The organism is Aquimarina sp. KJ22-3 (assembly GCF_055808215.1).
This window is the reverse complement of record NZ_CM147859.1, coordinates 3,283,393-3,299,117: the sequence shown is the minus strand read 5'-3', so window position 1 is coordinate 3,299,117 and position 15,725 is coordinate 3,283,393. Positions and strand designations below refer to the sequence as shown.

The 15,725-nt window shown below is 37.0% G+C and carries 16 protein-coding genes and 1 riboswitch; of the genes, 2 read left to right on the top strand and 14 right to left on the bottom strand.

The window, feature by feature from the left end:
- Window positions 1–129 precede the first annotated feature (129 nt).
- From AC0L3Q_RS15190 to AC0L3Q_RS15150, 9 genes are all read right to left on the bottom strand, one after another.
- Window positions 130–1,065, bottom strand: coding sequence for a threonine ammonia-lyase (locus AC0L3Q_RS15190; protein WP_473280635.1), 936 nt, complete (start codon window positions 1,063–1,065; stop codon window positions 130–132).
- Between the two features lie 30 nt (window positions 1,066–1,095).
- Entirely contained in the window at window positions 1,096–1,944 is an 849-nt protein-coding gene (locus AC0L3Q_RS15185; RefSeq protein WP_473280632.1) for an alpha/beta hydrolase family protein, read from the bottom strand.
- A 12-nt stretch (window positions 1,945–1,956) separates the two neighbouring features.
- Window positions 1,957–2,958: an NAD-dependent epimerase/dehydratase family protein gene (locus tag AC0L3Q_RS15180; protein ID WP_473280630.1), complete on the bottom strand. Its 1,002-nt coding sequence runs from the start codon at window positions 2,956–2,958 to the stop codon at window positions 1,957–1,959.
- A 106-nt stretch (window positions 2,959–3,064) separates the two neighbouring features.
- Window positions 3,065–3,463, bottom strand: a complete 399-nt coding sequence (locus tag AC0L3Q_RS15175; protein WP_473280628.1) for a hypothetical protein — start codon at window positions 3,461–3,463, stop codon at window positions 3,065–3,067.
- A gap of 42 nt (window positions 3,464–3,505) precedes the next feature.
- Entirely contained in the window at window positions 3,506–3,928 is a 423-nt protein-coding gene (locus AC0L3Q_RS15170) for a VOC family protein (protein ID WP_473280625.1), read from the bottom strand.
- A gap of 127 nt (window positions 3,929–4,055) precedes the next feature.
- Window positions 4,056–5,174, bottom strand: a complete 1,119-nt coding sequence (gene dnaN, locus AC0L3Q_RS15165; RefSeq protein ID WP_073315309.1) for a DNA polymerase III subunit beta — start codon at window positions 5,172–5,174, stop codon at window positions 4,056–4,058.
- A 130-nt stretch (window positions 5,175–5,304) separates the two neighbouring features.
- A complete protein-coding gene (locus AC0L3Q_RS15160) occupies window positions 5,305–5,880 on the bottom strand; it encodes a DUF1572 family protein (RefSeq protein WP_473280622.1) in 576 nt (191 codons plus the stop codon).
- A 66-nt stretch (window positions 5,881–5,946) separates the two neighbouring features.
- A complete protein-coding gene (locus tag AC0L3Q_RS15155; RefSeq protein ID WP_473280620.1) occupies window positions 5,947–6,978 on the bottom strand; it encodes a FecCD family ABC transporter permease in 1,032 nt (343 codons plus the stop codon).
- Complete coding sequence (locus AC0L3Q_RS15150; protein WP_473280618.1) at window positions 6,979–8,118, bottom strand: ABC transporter substrate-binding protein; 1,140 nt, start codon at window positions 8,116–8,118, stop codon at window positions 6,979–6,981. It abuts the gene before it with no gap.
- Here AC0L3Q_RS15150 and AC0L3Q_RS15145 point away from each other — a divergent pair.
- On the top strand, window positions 8,117–8,860 hold the full coding sequence (locus AC0L3Q_RS15145) for a Dph6-related ATP pyrophosphatase (RefSeq protein ID WP_473280616.1): 744 nt from the start codon (window positions 8,117–8,119) through the stop codon (window positions 8,858–8,860). The genes AC0L3Q_RS15150 and AC0L3Q_RS15145 overlap by 2 nt on opposite strands.
- On the opposite strand, the gene cobC is transcribed toward AC0L3Q_RS15145, so the two are convergent.
- From cobC to AC0L3Q_RS15125, 4 genes are read right to left on the bottom strand one after another with little or no spacing between them, the layout of a single operon-like run.
- Entirely contained in the window at window positions 8,857–9,375 is a 519-nt protein-coding gene (gene cobC / locus AC0L3Q_RS15140) for an alpha-ribazole phosphatase (protein ID WP_473280613.1), read from the bottom strand. The two genes, AC0L3Q_RS15145 and cobC, sit on opposite strands and share 4 nt — an antisense overlap.
- A complete protein-coding gene (locus AC0L3Q_RS15135; protein WP_473280611.1) occupies window positions 9,357–10,121 on the bottom strand; it encodes an adenosylcobinamide-GDP ribazoletransferase in 765 nt (254 codons plus the stop codon). Before AC0L3Q_RS15135 ends, cobC begins: the two co-directional genes overlap by 19 nt.
- 3 nt (window positions 10,122–10,124) lie before the next feature.
- On the bottom strand, window positions 10,125–11,159 hold the full coding sequence (gene cobT, locus AC0L3Q_RS15130) for a nicotinate-nucleotide--dimethylbenzimidazole phosphoribosyltransferase (RefSeq protein WP_473280610.1): 1,035 nt from the start codon (window positions 11,157–11,159) through the stop codon (window positions 10,125–10,127).
- A 9-nt stretch (window positions 11,160–11,168) separates the two neighbouring features.
- The gene (locus tag AC0L3Q_RS15125; RefSeq protein WP_473280609.1) at window positions 11,169–11,681 is read right to left on the bottom strand and encodes a bifunctional adenosylcobinamide kinase/adenosylcobinamide-phosphate guanylyltransferase; all 513 of its coding nucleotides are present in this window, start codon (window positions 11,679–11,681) and stop codon (window positions 11,169–11,171) included.
- A gap of 81 nt (window positions 11,682–11,762) precedes the next feature.
- Window positions 11,763–12,022: riboswitch (cobalamin riboswitch) on the top strand.
- Window positions 12,023–12,102: 80 nt separating this feature from the next.
- On the opposite strand from AC0L3Q_RS15125, the gene AC0L3Q_RS15120 reads away from it, so the two are divergent.
- On the top strand, window positions 12,103–14,061 hold the full coding sequence (locus tag AC0L3Q_RS15120) for a TonB-dependent receptor plug domain-containing protein (protein ID WP_473280607.1): 1,959 nt from the start codon (window positions 12,103–12,105) through the stop codon (window positions 14,059–14,061).
- Window positions 14,062–14,135: 74 nt separating this feature from the next.
- Here the strand turns inward: AC0L3Q_RS15120 and AC0L3Q_RS15115 are convergent, their stop codons facing one another.
- Window positions 14,136–15,677 (bottom strand): S41 family peptidase, encoded by a 1,542-nt coding sequence (locus AC0L3Q_RS15115; protein ID WP_473280604.1) that lies wholly within the window; start codon window positions 15,675–15,677, stop codon window positions 14,136–14,138.
- Window positions 15,678–15,725 lie beyond the last annotated feature (48 nt).

Genomic DNA, 15,725 nt, shown 5'->3' with positions numbered 1-15,725 from the left:
ACTAATTGATTAGTAGTTCTACTAAAAAATTAGGAGATGCTTCTGTAAACTGCTTAAAATAGAGGAGTTTTGAGAAATGTTAAAAAAAATATAAAAGCTTAAAGCAATGGCTGATAGACTTCTTATTGTCTAAAAAGGGAGGTGATTTAAATCCACATTACCACCAGATAGTACAATACCTATCTTTCTATTTTGGAAACGTTCTTTATCCTTAAGCAAAGCTGTAAAAGGTACCGCGCAAGAAGGTTCTATAATTATTTTCATACGCTCCCAGATCAATTTCATGGCATGGATAATTTCTTGTTCTTCTACTCGTATAATCTCAGAAACATGCTTTTGTATGATTGGGAAATTAATATCTCCTAACTGGGTTTTAAGTCCGTCTGCTATGGTGTTGGTACTGGTGTTTGTTTCAATTTTGCCACTTTGCAACGATCGATAGGCGTCATCTACTTCAAAAGGTTCTCCACCGATCACTTTACAATTAGTTCCAAAAAAGTGAGCTGCAAGAGCGGTACCTGCAATAAGTCCACCACCACCAACAGGGGTAAAGATATATTCCAAATCCTGTTGGTCTTCTAATAGTTCCAGAGCAGCTGTACCTTGCCCCAAAATAACATCCAGGTCATTAGAAGGGTGTAAAAAAGTAGCTCCTTTTTCTTTTTGGATTTGCATCGAAGTATTTTCTCGATCTTGTAGGGTAGGAGGGCATTCTATGATTTCACCTCCATATCCTTTTACAGCATCTTTTTTGACTTGTGGGGCAGTAGAAGGCATTACGATGTAAGCTTTTACCCCCAAACTTTTGGCCGCAAGTGATAAAGCTTGTGCAAAGTTCCCAGAAGAATGGGTAACTACTCCTTTGGATTGTTGTGCTTTGGTAAGCTGAAGAATAGCATTGGCAGCACCTCTCATTTTGAAAGCTCCCATACGCTGAAAATTCTCACATTTAAAGAAAATAGAAGTTCCAGAAATTTCGTTAAGCAATCGAGAAGTAAGAACAGGAGTTCTATGAATATAAGGAGTGATTCTGGTATGACAGTCTTTTAGGTCTTGTTTCGTCATTAACAATGCAATATTTACGTATTTATTTTCCTAGATAGCATCAAACCAATGCAGTGTTTCTTTCCAGAGGGTATCTTTAAATTTCCTGCTGAAAAAACCAAAATGACCAATTTTATTGGTAGGTACATCCTTTAGTTGAATTACCTTTAATTGTTTATCGGCTTGTACAAAAGAATCATGAATTCTTCGGATAGCCGTTTCGGTGCCAATAGGATCATCTTCTACTCCCAAAGTTAGCAATTTATTGGGATAAGCATCATAGAAAAATTGGATTCCGTTTGCTTCGAGCTGCTCTTTCATATCTTCTTGCAAACGTCTTTGATGCCATTGGTCAATAACCCCTTTGGGCACATCTTCTAGCATTCCTAATTTCTTACCCGGAAAATAACCAACTACTTTAGTAATTAGTGGTAACACCCCATGCCAAAGAAAATAAATCTTTCGTCTCTGTTTTTTATCCCAGTCCTTGTAATAAGCAGTTTGAGCTCCTATGTTGATGATACCACTTATTTTTTTACAATGTTCTGTCATACCAATTATGGTTCCACCGATACTATGACCAAAAACAAAAAGTTGTTGATCAGGGAACTCTTGTAATGCAAAATCAACTACTCCAGAAAAATCGTATTGCCCCCATTCTAAAAACGAAGTTGTAAACCCTCTTAGCTTTTTGGGTCTGGAAGCTGCAATTCCTCTATAATCATAGGTGATAACGTTATACCCTTTTTCTGACATGTATACCGAATAATGATGATACAATTTCTTATCCACCGCCGTTGCAGAATTCATGACCAGGACTTTGTTTTTTGAAACGTCCTTATTTGATCTGTAAATTTGGGCAGAGAGTGGATAACTATCGGTGGCAGGAATGAGTTTCATAGGGATAATGCGCTAGGGTTTGGAGATGTACTTTTGAGATACAAACCAGTCAATTGTATTACGTATAGCTTGTTCTAGAGTAGTTTGTGGAGTGTATCCGAGCTCTTCTTTGGCTTTGTTTCCGTTTAGGAATTGCCCGGCAGACATCACAGCTATAGCAGTTTCGTCCAGAAGAGGCAGTTCTCCTCCAAAAAGTTTGTATTTGGTAATCTTAATTTTTGAAATTAGTTTCGCCAGGCCCAGTGATACTGATTTTGGCATTTGATCAATATTTTCTAATCTGATAATGGTTTCAATAAGCGTTTTCATGGAGACATTTTCTCCGGTAATAAGGTAACGATGTCCTATTTTTCCTTTGAAACAAGCCAGTAACAATCCACGAGCAGCATCTCCGGCATACACTACATTTCTATCTCCTTGCACGTATCCGGGTAAGGTTTGGTTTACAGTATTGGTAATAATACGTCCGGTTGAAGGGCCATAATCGTATTCGCCAAAAGTCATCGAAGGGATACCAATCACAATAGGTGTTCCATTTGCACCGGCTTCTCTTGCGATTTTATCCATTATCCATTTTACCTGTACATAGGCGGATTTGTTTTTTGGACTTTGAGTATAAATTTCATCTTCGTTGGCGATTCCGGTTTTGGATTTGGGGATTGCTATAGCACCTCCCAAATACAATGCTTTCTTGACACTGCTCTCTTTGATAGCAGCAACAAAGTTGTTGATTTGCTTTTTAGCAATATTCAACTCTTCTTTCAAGGGCCTAGGGATAGTAGGGTAGTACGCTCCGCAATTCAATACATAATCCAATCCTTCGAAAGCCGTAATTAAACTATCCTTGTCGTTGAGATCCGCTATTCTTGCCTGAAATGTAAGATCTGAAATAGTAGAGAGATTAGAATTTTTTCGATGGATTACAAAGAGTTCGAGGTCTGGATCAGATTGAACTAGTTTTGCAACATGGTGCCCCAGCATACCAGTAGCCCCTATAACTCCAATTTTTTGCATATGATTTGTCTCTATACAAATATAGCATCTCAAGAAGATGCTATATGAATTTTTAATTGACCATGACTAAAATTATTTTCTGATCAATGAAATGTGAGGCAATACTTTATTGAGAGGCTCCACAATTTCCATTTGGACCAGCAAACAACTCCAAGGTTTTAATTTTATCATTTACCGATGAAGCAAAGTTTTGTTTTTGATCATGCAACAGACCTATTACAGTTGCTTCTACAGTTTTTTGATCGCTATTGGTAATAATCTTTATAACGTGCTTTCCACTTTTCAAGTTCTTTTTAAAGGGAGTTTGCATACCTCTTAAAACAACTTCTTTAGACTCGGTATGACCCGCTGGAGTAGTTTCAATTTTGACATCAAAACTTTCTACTTTTCCAGAAAGTGAGTTCACTTCTAAAGCATATGAGTATCCTTCAACATCTTCTTTGGGACTAAATCCGGTGGCAATTACTCCTACCAAGAGTGCCATTAGTACTATTTTAATTTTCATAGTAGGTGTTTTTATAATATTAGGGTTATTGGGTATTATTTTCTACATCACAGCCCACCATCCAGTGGATACCATATTGGTCTGTGAAGGTTCCAAAAAAGAACCCCAAAATGTCTTCTCCAGAGGCATAGTAATATTTCCTCCTTCAGAAAGAGCATTAAAGATTCTTGTAGTTTCTTCTATGGTGTCTACGCTTATTGAAATTGAAAAATTACTTCCTTGATTAACAGGACCTCCAAATGCTTCAGAGGTATCACTTCCCATTAGAATAGTTTCTTTACTAATTGGAAGGGAAATGTGCATGATCTTTTCCAAATCGGCTTCATCCACAGCGTAATCAGGATTCTTTGGCATTTCATTAAATCTTCCTACATAACGAAAATCACCTCCGAAAACGGATTTGTAAAATAGAAAAGCTTCTTCGCAATTTCCGTTAAACGTAATATATGGATTTATCGTAGCCAATTTCACTTAAGTTTACTTGATAAACTTACTATAAAAAGAGAAGGATTCCAAAGAAAATTATAAACCAAAACATCCAACCCTGGCTATAGGATTGGATGTACAATGGTATTTTTAATGATTTTATGTTCTAGTTGTTAAGCATTACTGGCATCACTAGCATGGTCACATATTCTCCTTCATCTAGTCCATCTACAGGAGTAAGAATACCAGCTCGATTAGGTAATGACATCTCCAGTTGCACATCGTCGGCATTGAGATTATTAAGCATTTCGCTCAAAAAACGAGAGTTGAATCCGATTTGCATATCATCTCCCTGATAGTCACAAGTAAGTCTTTCTTCTGCTTTGTTGGAGTAATCGATATCTTCAGCAGAGATATTCAACTCGGCACCAGCAATTTTCAAACGAATTTGATGTGTAGTTTTATTCGAGAATATAGATACACGTCTCACCGAATTTAAAAACTGCGTTCTGGCAATAGTAAGCTTGTTTGGATTCTCTTTTGGAATTACTGCCTCATAATTTGGATATTTCCCATCGATTAGACGGCAAATTAATTGTGTTTCGTCAAAAGTGAATTTTGCATTAGATTCGTTATACTCAATCATAACTTCACTATCGCTTCCTGCCAAAATACCTTTAAGCAAATTCAACGGCTTTTTAGGCATGATAAATTCTGCAGATTGAGAAGCCTGTACATCTTCTCTAGTGTATTTCACCAATTTATGAGCATCGGTAGCCACAAAGGTCAATCCTTCTGTAGAAAATTGAAAGAACACTCCACTCATCACAGGTCTCAAATCGTCATTACCAGTAGCAAAAATTGTTTTGCTAATAGCGGTAGCCAGAATATCTCCTAGGATAGTAGTCGAACTCGGATCTTCAAGTTCTACAGCTTTTGGAAATTCTTCTCCATCAGCATACGCCAAAGCATACTTACCGTGATTTGAGCTAATTTCAATAGTATTATTATTTCCAACTACAAAGGTCAAAGGTTGCTCAGGAAATGTTTTTAAGGTTTCTAACAACAATTTTGCAGGAACAGCCACTGTGCCTTGATCCGAAGATTCTACTTCTAATTTGGCAGACATTGTGGTTTCCAGATCCGAAGCTGAAACCGTTAAAGCGTTACCATCTAATTCGAACAAAAAGTTATCTAAAATGGGTAAGGTGTTACTATTATTGATAACTCCTCCTAATACTTGAAGTTGTTTTAATAAATATGAACTGGATACTATAAATTTCATTTGTATGTGTGACTAGTTTTGTACAGTTTTACGCAAATATAATTGTAATCCCTAAGGATTAGGTCATGCAGAAAACCATAGTTATTAACAAACCGAAAGGAGTTATTGACTATTTCAGGAATTCAATTTCTTAGCCTTTGTTATCTTTCATCAATTTATCGGTATAATGTGCCTTGTGTTTTGGTACGGAGAACCTTTTTTGATTGTATTCGGAGGACTTTCCTTTGGGGATAGAAAGGCTTTGCCACTGCGAGCCTGAGATCATTTTTCCCAGAAAAACAATCTGACCTACATGATACGAATAATGCGCTAATTGTCGGTTGATCGCTTCGGTAATGGAGTGTTCGATGTTTCTGATATAAACAGGTTGGTCAAAATTATCCTCGGTAATACTATCCAGTGCATTAAAGAGGCAAGTCCAACCTTCGTTCCATTTGTCCAGAATTTGCTCTTTGGTAGCGAGATCATCTTCAAATTCTGCATCTCTGGCCCTCCATTCTTTTTCGCCATCGGTGGTTAGAAAATCTGTCCATCGAGACCTCATATTTCCCCAAAGATGTTTTACAATAATACTAATGCTATTACTGTCTTCATTGTATTGCCAAAAGAGTTGTTCGGCGGGTAATTGATCAATGGTTTTTTCTCCTAAAGATTTATAGTATTGAAATTGCTTTTGTATTCCTTCTAGATATTCTGTAGCATTCATATCCAATGATTTGATCTTAAAGATAGTTGATTTTGTATACCAAAAGAAATAAAAGAAAGTTAACTTTTAGAATAACATTTTGCGTTTTCTAACCAATAACCAAATCACCACCGGAGCACCAATAAGAGAAGTAATGGCATTAATCGGTAACGTATATTCACTTGATGGTAATTGGGCAATACTATCACAAACCAGCATGATAATACTACCGATGAGTAATACTGCGGGTATTAGCGTTTTATGATCCGAAGTATGGAACAATTGTCGGGTGAGATGTGGTACAGCCAAACCAATAAAAGCAATTGGGCCAGCAAAAGCGGTAATTCCTCCCGCCAAAATACCTGTAGAAAGAATAATAAGGAAACGACTTGTTTTAATATTTAATCCCAAACTACGGGCATAATTCTCACCGAGTAATAAGGTGTTTAATGGTTTTATGGAGAAAATGGTAAGGAGAATTCCAATAGCAAAAATCCCGAAGAAGATCAAAACATCGTTCCAAGTTAAATTCCCCAAACTTCCGAAGCCCCAAAAAATATATTGTTGTAACTGATCGGCAGGAGCAAAGTAAGATAGAACGCTTACTACAGCTGCAGTAATACTACCAAACATTAAACCAATAATCAAAATCGCCATAGTATCTCGTACTCGAATAGAAACTAGCATCACTGCAAAAAGGACCAAAACACTTCCTAAACTGGCAGCCAAAACCAGACTCCATTTGGATACAATAAAGAAAGATACCGCTGCTCCCGCAAACGAACTACTTAGAATTAAGATGGCTACTCCAAGAGTAGCTCCAGAGCTGATACCCAGAACAAAAGGACCAGCCAAAGGATTTCTAAAAAGTGTTTGCATCAATAATCCAGAGATGCCTAATCCACTACCTACAATAACAGCAGTAATCGCCTTGGGTAATCTGTAGTTGATAATGATATGTCTCCAGGATTCTTTTTCGACATTGCCCCCAAATAGACTACTTAATGTGTCTAACCAGGGAATAAATACAGATCCCAGACTGATATTAGCAACAAAACAGATTAGGAGCAATAGGCTGATACCAATAAAAACTTTTTTATATGATTTGTTTGGGGTCAATTAGTTCAGTTTTTCAAAAAAATAAGGTTCATAATCGGTTAGCAGTTCTGGATGCGCAATATGAATGATATCTTTTAAAATCAAATCTGGACGCATGGGGCCTAATTCATAATAAATTAATCCCCCTTTGGGGCCCATCTTTAATGTTGAAGAATATACGGTTTTATTTTTAAATGCGTCAAATAAGGCATACTGATGATTCTTTTCTTGCAATGCTTGTAAAGAGGTTGAGTTACCCGAACCTATCCACAAATCAGCATTTTGCCCCTTCTCCAGAACACTTTCAAAACTAAGCGCAAGACTACCATTTTTTTTAGTGTCTTTCCATAGATAATCTGTACCCGCATCTTTTAAAAACTGCGCGATATAGCTATTACCACCAGGAACATGCCATACATCTTTAAACATACTACCAGAGATCACGGTAGGTGATGATTCCACATTTTTTGCCAGAGTGGAAGACTGTGTATAATCTTCTTTTATGTTCTGAAAAATTTCCTCAGCATCAGATTCTTTACCAAAGAAGGCAGCCACAAATTTGATCCATTCTGCTCTTCCCAAAGGGTGTTCTTCCATCCAGGAACCATTAATCACCACAGGGATTCCTGTTTTTTGAATAAGATCGTAGGCTTTGGTATCTCCTGTTGCCGAAAACCCAATGATTAAATCAGGAGAAAGATCCAATACCATTTCTGTATTTAGATTGTACTCTTTTCCTAGTTCTTTTACTTTTCCAGAATCAATGAGTGCACGCGTTTTTTCTGAAGAGACATAATCCGTATGTGGGAAACCTACTAGTTTTTCCTCCAAATTCAAATATTCCAACATGGGAATATCTGTGGTAGAGGTAACAACAACTCTCTCTGAAGGAACTTCAATAAAAATCGCTTCATTCGATTTGAATGGTTTTTCGGTTCCTTTGGGGTGTAAGATATAGGTAAGTTCATTTTTTGCATCCGGCCAGGGAGTAGTCACCTTAATTTCCTTATACGTTTTGTGATGCGTTACCGAAAACCCTTTGGCATACACAATATTTTGAGGTGCCAAATACATGACAGTTAGCGGTTCTGTTTGTTCCTTGTTTTGTTTACATCCTGATACATAGAAAGATAACAGAAGTAGTAAAAAAAGATGACGCATGATGATGTTTTTTGTAAAAATAGTAAATCAAAGAAAGGGAATTCTAACTAATTTTGGTTCGAAAATAGTAATCTCATTGGTAACCATGCAAACAAAAACATTTTTATGCTCTTGGAGTGGGGGAAAGGATAGTTGTTATGCCTTTCATAAAGCCGCAAACAGTGGATTTAAACCTACTGTTTTATTTAATGTATTGAATGAACATGGTGATCGTTCTCGTTCGCATGGTATTCCCAAAGAAATTTTGGAAGCGCAAGGAGAAGCTTTAGGATTACCCATTCATTTTTTTGAAAGCACCTGGGATGATTATGAACGATTGTATATCGAAAATTTAAAATCACTACGACAATCTTATGGCTTTGGGCATTCTGTTTTTGGTGATATTGATATTGAATCACATAGAACCTGGGAGGAAAAAGTATCCAAGGCAGCAGGAGTATCTGCTATTTTACCATTATGGCAAGAAGCCAGAACACCACTAGTAGTCGAAATGATTCAAAATGGTATTGAGGCTATTATCACTTCGTGTAATCAGGTATTAGGTCCTGATTTTTTAGGAAGAAAAATAGATACTCAATTACTCAAAGAATTAGAAGAAATAGGAGTAGATCCATGTGGAGAAAATGGAGAGTATCATACGTTGGTTATCAACGCTCCCTTGTTTCGTAAGCCATTGGATATTAAAGTAACGGGTAAAGAAAAATCAACAAATTACAATTTTGCTACGCTAGAACTGGTTTAGATACGAAAAACCTCAGAATAGGCAATTTTAATATCAAAAGAATCTTTAAGTGGGATATTTTGTAAATGTGCTAACAATGCTCTTATGGGTCCTGCATGGCTTATGACCGCGATCTTCTCATCAGATTGGAAGTCTAACGAATGATAAAAGTCCAAAACACGGGTTTGAAGCATGGTATAGGATTCTCCAAAAGGAACTTGAACATGAACAAAATCCTTCATCCAAGGAGTTAACTGTTCTGAAGGGATAGCGTCCCAGGATTTTAATTCCCAGTCTCCAAAATTGAGTTCTTTTAACCTCTTGTCTAAGATGATTTCTTTTGAAAATGTTTTAGCTAATAGTCTACAGCGCTGCAAAGGGCTACTATACACCTTAGTAATAGCACCTAGCGGTATTTGTTTATGTATTTCTTTAACTTCTTCGGGAAAAGTATCGGTAACTCCAATATCGCTCTGCCCATAGCAGATGCCTTTTTCTATATTAGGAGTGGTATGTCTTACCAGATATAATTCCATATTGCGATTGCTGAAAGATAAAATATAACTTCACTAAGCTGTTGTACAGCCCCTGCACAGTCACCAGTTTGGCCTCCGATCCATTTTTTGAACTTGGCTCCCAAAAACATTTTGGAGATATACATGGGGATTAAGGTAAGAAACAACCATGGATTCATAAAAAATAATAACGGTAAAATACCAAAAATGGCACTTACTAAAACCATTGTAAAGCTAATGTTTTTTGCTGCTGGCTTTGCTTTACTGTCATCATTTTCTCTTACATAGGGATGTGTATATAACAGGGTTACAGCAATAAAACGACTTAGACTATGCCCCGCAATTAGAGCAATAGGGATATATTCGATGGGTAGCTCTGATAGTGCTACAAATTTTATGGCCAATAGCATGAGGATTCCAATCGTGCCATAAGTTCCAAGGCGAGAATCTTTCATGATAAGAAGAATCTTTTCTTTGGTCCAACCTCCACCAAAGCCATCACATACATCGGCAAAACCATCTTCATGAAAAGCACCTGTTGCATAGATCGTAGAAAACATAGAGAGTAATAAGGCTATTTCTTTAGAAAAAAGGAAAGAAGTTCCGTAAAAAACAGCTGCTCCAATACCACCAACAATAATACCAACCAAAGAAAAATACTTGGCGCTTAGTCGTAAATACTGAGGATCATGATTTACCCATTTCGGACAAGGAATACGAGTAAAGAACATCAAAGCAGTAAAGAAAATATGAATCTCTTTTTTCATAGGTTATGCGTTAGATACTCCGGCACTTTCAAAACTAGCCATACTATTTAAAAATGCTATGGATGATGCTATAATAGGATAAGCTACGGCAACACCAGTACCTTCTCCCAGACGCATTCCTAGATTAAGTAAAGGTTGTTGTCCTAAAAACTCCAGCATTTTTTGGTGTCCTTGCTCGTTAGAATTGTGTGCAAAAATACAATAGTCTATTACCTCCGGATGCAATGCCTGGGCTACAAGCAACGCTGCTGTAACGATAAAACCATCTACGACAATCGTCATTTTTAGTTCGGCAGCTTTAAGCATAGCACCTGTAATCATCGCAATTTCGAAACCACCGAAGGTTGCTAATGCTTCCATTGGAGATGTCACCGAGTGTTTTTCGAAAACCTCATTTAGGATACGTTTCTTCGTGGCTACAATTTCGGATCCGCTACCTGCGCCATTTCCAACACATTCTGCAACCGGAATTTTGGTAAAATAAGACATCAATAACGATGCTGCAGAGGTGTTACCAATTCCCATTTCACCAAAGCCGATGATATTACTTCCGCTGTCAAAAACCGCTTTTACAATATCTGCTCCCTTACGAATAGCTGTTGAACACTGGTCTGTAGTCATGGCAGCTTCGTGCTGATAATTTTTTGTACCATGTACAATCTTGGCATCCACCAAACCAGGGATACTTTCAAAATCATGATTTACTCCGGCATCTACAATGGTGAGTTGTATTTGATGTTGATTACAAAATACATTGATAGCAGCTCCTTGGTTTAGAAAGTTATAGACCATTTGGGCGGTGACTTCTTGCGGATAAGGATTGACTTCTCCTTGTTTGGCAATACCGTGATCTCCTGCAAAAACTACAATTGTAGGTTCTTTTAAAACGGGGTTTTCGGTATTTTGAATCATACCCACTTGCAGTGCTATTTGTTCTAATGTTCCCAAAGCACCTATGGGTTTTGTTTTGTTGTCAATTTTGGATTGAAGGTTTGTTTTTAAATCTTCGTTAGAGAGCGGCTGTATGTTAAACTCCATAAAATAGAATTAATTTGTGCTTTTGATTTCTACAGGTATCCCGGATACCATTAAGGTGGCTTTATCGGCATGTTTAGCAATATGCTGATTCATCCAACCTTGAAGTTCAGTAAATTTTCTACCTACTTCGGTAGCGGCATGAACCCCCATTCCGATTTCGTTCGAAATGATGATGATGGTAGCATCGATATCCAGTAATTTATTAAACTCTTCTTTGGCTAAGCGCAATGATTCTTCAATATCATTTTTGGTGTCGATAAAGTAATTGGTAAGCCATAGTGTTACACAGTCTATTACAATAGTACCTCCTTTGGGAATCACTGTAGAGATTTCTTTTTCCTCCTCTATAGAAGTCCAACGCTCATCGCGATCTGCAATGTGCCGATCGATACGTTTGCGATGATCTCCGTCCCAAATTCTTGATGTGGCCAGGTAATAAGGGGTGTCGGATAACTGTAGTGCCAGGTTTTGCGCATAGCTGCTCTTGCCAGAACGTTCTCCCCCTGTAATGTAATACAACATTTTTTTGGTTTTAAAGAGAGCAAAGGTAGTTCTATAAATTATTTATTTGTTAAACTGATCACAAATTCCATAAAATATAATACATTCGCGCAGAATTTTGGTTCTGAGGCACTTTTCGAAGTGTTGAGGATTAAAAGGGAATCAGGTGAAAAATTTATGTTGACAATCACTATTAAATTTAGGAATCCTGAGCTGTTCCCGCAACTGTAAGCTAAGCCGATGATCTAGATCGGTGCTTGTTATTACTACTGCAATAGAACCACTGTCGTTTACCAAGGTAACGATGGGAAGGTAAATAACAAGACGCAAGCCAGGAGACCTGCCAATATTCAACAGTATCAAACTTTCGGGATAAAGGTTTGGGTATGGGTAAACTACATACTTTTTTCCCTTAATTTTTTAAAATTAAGATAGTTAAGCAATGAACACAAGAATGTTTTTTGGGGCAGCATTTTTACTGCTGGGTTCTTCTATGGCGATAAGTCAGGAAAGTCAGGAAGACCAAAATGTAAACGAATTAGAGGAAGTCGTGATTTCTGACTCTAAGTTCGGATTAAAAAGAGAGCAAAGTGGTAAAGTAATTACGAAGATTACCACAGAACAATTGGAGCAAAGCAAAGGACAATCGGTAGCAACTGTATTGAACCGTGTTGCGGGTATCGAGATTAATGGAAATACCAGTGCTCCTGGTCAAAGTCTTGGATATTTTATCCGAGGTGGGCGTAATCGACAAGTAGTAATACGAGTAGATGGAGTAACCGTAAGCGATCCTTCTACGATTACTGGTGAGTTTGACTTACGATTGTTATCTGTAAATCAAATTAAAGAGATTGAGATCCTGAAAGGAGCTTCTAGTACATTATATGGATCTGGAGCGTCTACGGCTGTGGTGAATATTATTACAAAAACCGGGAGTAAAGAAAAGATATCTGCAAACTTTCAATCGAGTTTAGGAACCAATCAATCTCAAGACGATCAGGATTATGATATTAATGAGTTTGTAAATCTAGCTTCTATTAATGGAACTGTTGGTAAGGTAACTTACCTGGCAAGTTTTAGCAATCACTTTGCAGAAGGCTTATCTGCAGCAGAAAAATTACCAGATGATACTTCGGACATTACTTTTGAAGATGATGCCTATTCGAAGTTTAATGTGAATGCAAGAGTAGGGTATGAGGTAAACGAACGATTAAAAATTGATCTTTTTGGAAGCTTGGATCAATATAATAATGAGTTTGATGCAGGGGCAGGAGCTGATGCTAATAATGATGCTTTTAGCAGACAGCTACGAGCAGGTGCGGCTGCAGAATATAAGTACAATAAAGGGAGTTTGGTGTTTACCAACAGTTACTCTTTGTTAGATCGTGACTTTTTTGCCAATACGTTTGCTACCAAAAACGAGAGTAGGTTTTATTCTTACGATTTGTATAACAAGTACAACTTCAATAATATGTTTTATACGGTTATAGGGGTGAACGGATCTAACAATGATTATAATGGGTTTAGTGCATCTGCAAGAGGGCAAGAATTTGTGCAAACTATTAATGATGAGGTAGCAGATTTTGATATTATTGACCCTTATGTAAATGTAGTGTATGTATCTGATTTTGGATTAAACGTGAATGCCGGAGCAAGATTAAATATTCATAGTGAGTACGGTACACACCTGGTTTATAGTGTAAACCCGTCGTATACATATAAATTTGATGAGAGTTATATCAAAGCTTTAGCGTCATACTCTACCGCTTACATCACTCCATCCTTATTCCAACTGTACTCGACTAATTTTGGTAACCAGGAGTTAGATCCTGAAGAGAATACTACTCTAGAGGCTGGTTTGGAGTTTTCTTCAAACAAGAAACTACGTATTAGTGCAGTGTATTTTAAGCGTGATGAAGAAAATTTTGTAGACTTTGTAGATACAGGAGGTTTTGTATTTCAATACCAAAATATTGATGCAGACTTTAGCACAAGTGGTTTAGAATTTGAGATTAGCTCTAGATTACTGGAGGATAAATTATCATTGGCAGGTAACTTTACCTATACCGATGTAGATGAAGATCTTTCTCAAATTAGAATCCCTGAGATTAAGGTAAATGCGAATGTTGGATATCAATTTAGCAAAAATACAAGCACGGCTATTAATTTTCAGTACAATGATGAGAGAGACGATAGCTTCTTTAATCTGGCTACTTTTGCTTCAGAACCGATTACTTTGGATTCGTATGTATTAGTTGATTTATCGATCAACCACAGAGTGTCTAAGCATGTAAGTCTGTTTGCAGCTTTAGAAAATATTACCAACGAAGACTATCAGGAAATTTTTGGATTTAGTACTCGTGGTAGAAATGCCAGATTTGGATTGAATTTGGATTTCTAAGGAATAAAAATAACCACAATAAAAAAACGCCATTCTGATCACGAATGGCGTTTTTTGTATTCTATAAGGATTCCTTATTCTTTAGTAGTTGTTCTAGAAAATGGACTTTCATCAAAATTCAGGAACATTTGTTGATAACCAGGAAGCTCTGATTCTGGTTCCCACAAGATATCATTATTAATGAATCCTGTTTTGTTGGTGTCTTCATTCGCAACCGTAGCACCAGTAATTAGATCTAATGCCGTTTTTAAATGAGGTTCATCTACGTCTCCAAGTACTCCAATATCCTCTCCGGCTAATACTCTATTGATTTCAAAATAATTAACATCTGGAAATAAACCAGCAGCATAATCGGTAACATCATTTGCGTTAGCATTTTGTGAAACCAATGGCTGTATAGCATACGTATGATCTGGGTTTAAGTTAGCTCCGCTTCTGAAGAAGTTATCAGTATCATAAAATGTAAGAGATGCTTGATATTTTCCAGAAGTAGTCTGACCAACCTGAATTACGTCTATATAAGGATCTAAGCCATTGATAACTAATTCGCTGGCAGATGCACTAGTACTAGATGTTAAAACATAAACTCTTGTTAAACCTAATGTATTAAGAGGAGTTCCGTCTAAGGTTACATTAGTAAAATTATCAACCAAAAGATTCGGAGCATCCACTTGAAACTGTGCTTGCAATTCTGGGTTCCAGTTCGTCTTGTTAAAAACTTGTCCGTTAAATTGTCCTGTAATTAAACTAGATAATATTACTGCACTAGATACTCGACCACCACGGTTGTATCGCAAATCCAATACTAAATCGGTAATACCATCTGTTTGAAACTGACCAAAAGCATCATTTAGTTGCTCATCAAAAGGTGCACGGAAAGAATTATACATCATATACCCAATTTTTTCTCCATTGTAATCTAAAGTGGCTGAGACAAGAATTGGATTCTCTGTTATTTCTGCTTTTGTTAACGAAATAGTTTGTCCAGTAGAAGTTGCACTGGTACCATTATAGGTAACAATATCAATACTATAAGTAGCAGGACTAAAAACAGCGCCAAAATCACTTGCTGTGGTTAAGTTTACACCATCAACAGCACTAAAATACATTCCTCTAGTCACTCCTTTGGCAGCTGCATCACTTCCTGGAACTATGTAACGCACATATCCTAACACATTATTGGTGTTTGGAATGGCGATAAGACCAAAACTCATACCATTACTGGTTACAATACCTTGATTTTGGTTTTCCCAAACCACATAATCTGGAATGATGAAACTAAAGGGATCTTCATCAAAGACCTGACCATTTGCAGTTATGGTTCTTGTTGATTTTAAAGCATCATAGGTTTCTTCCGGAGAACCAAACCCGTTTAAAAACTGAAATAGCTCTTGCTCATTTGCAAATCGGTCATTGGCTAGATCATTAACGCTTGTTTTGTATAAATACCAAGTATTCATAGCGCGCCATATAAATTCATCCAGATCTTGATCTGGGTTATTAATGACTACTGGTTCTGGTTCAGGGGTCGGATCTCCATCATCACTTGAACAGGAAAAGATCAACAGCAATGAAAATAGATAAAGGGGTAATAATTTGAATTTGATTGTATTCATAGCTTTATGTTAAATTTTTGTAAAAATATGGTTTTATCCAATACAACG

Excerpts from the sequence above, each read along its gene's own strand:
- AC0L3Q_RS15190 (WP_473280635.1), bottom strand. The coding sequence starts at position 1,065 with ATGACGAAACAAGACCTAAAAGACTGTCATACCAGAATCACTCCTTAT.
- AC0L3Q_RS15185 (WP_473280632.1), bottom strand. The coding sequence starts at position 1,944 with ATGAAACTCATTCCTGCCACCGATAGTTATCCACTCTCTGCCCAAATT.
- AC0L3Q_RS15180 (WP_473280630.1), bottom strand. The coding sequence starts at position 2,958 with ATGCAAAAAATTGGAGTTATAGGGGCTACTGGTATGCTGGGGCACCAT.
- AC0L3Q_RS15175 (WP_473280628.1), bottom strand. The coding sequence starts at position 3,463 with ATGAAAATTAAAATAGTACTAATGGCACTCTTGGTAGGAGTAATTGCC.
- dnaN (WP_073315309.1), bottom strand. The coding sequence starts at position 5,174 with ATGAAATTTATAGTATCCAGTTCATATTTATTAAAACAACTTCAAGTA.
- AC0L3Q_RS15160 (WP_473280622.1), bottom strand. The coding sequence starts at position 5,880 with ATGAATGCTACAGAATATCTAGAAGGAATACAAAAGCAATTTCAATAC.
- AC0L3Q_RS15145 (WP_473280616.1), top strand. The coding sequence starts at position 8,117 with ATGATGATGTTTTTTGTAAAAATAGTAAATCAAAGAAAGGGAATTCTA.
- AC0L3Q_RS15150 (WP_473280618.1), bottom strand. The coding sequence starts at position 8,118 with ATGCGTCATCTTTTTTTACTACTTCTGTTATCTTTCTATGTATCAGGA.
- cobC (WP_473280613.1), bottom strand. The coding sequence starts at position 9,375 with ATGGAATTATATCTGGTAAGACATACCACTCCTAATATAGAAAAAGGC.
- AC0L3Q_RS15135 (WP_473280611.1), bottom strand. The coding sequence starts at position 10,121 with ATGAAAAAAGAGATTCATATTTTCTTTACTGCTTTGATGTTCTTTACT.
- cobT (WP_473280610.1), bottom strand. The coding sequence starts at position 11,159 with ATGGAGTTTAACATACAGCCGCTCTCTAACGAAGATTTAAAAACAAAC.
- AC0L3Q_RS15125 (WP_473280609.1), bottom strand. The coding sequence starts at position 11,681 with ATGTTGTATTACATTACAGGGGGAGAACGTTCTGGCAAGAGCAGCTAT.
- AC0L3Q_RS15120 (WP_473280607.1), top strand. The coding sequence starts at position 12,103 with ATGAACACAAGAATGTTTTTTGGGGCAGCATTTTTACTGCTGGGTTCT.
- AC0L3Q_RS15115 (WP_473280604.1), bottom strand. The coding sequence starts at position 15,677 with ATGAATACAATCAAATTCAAATTATTACCCCTTTATCTATTTTCATTG.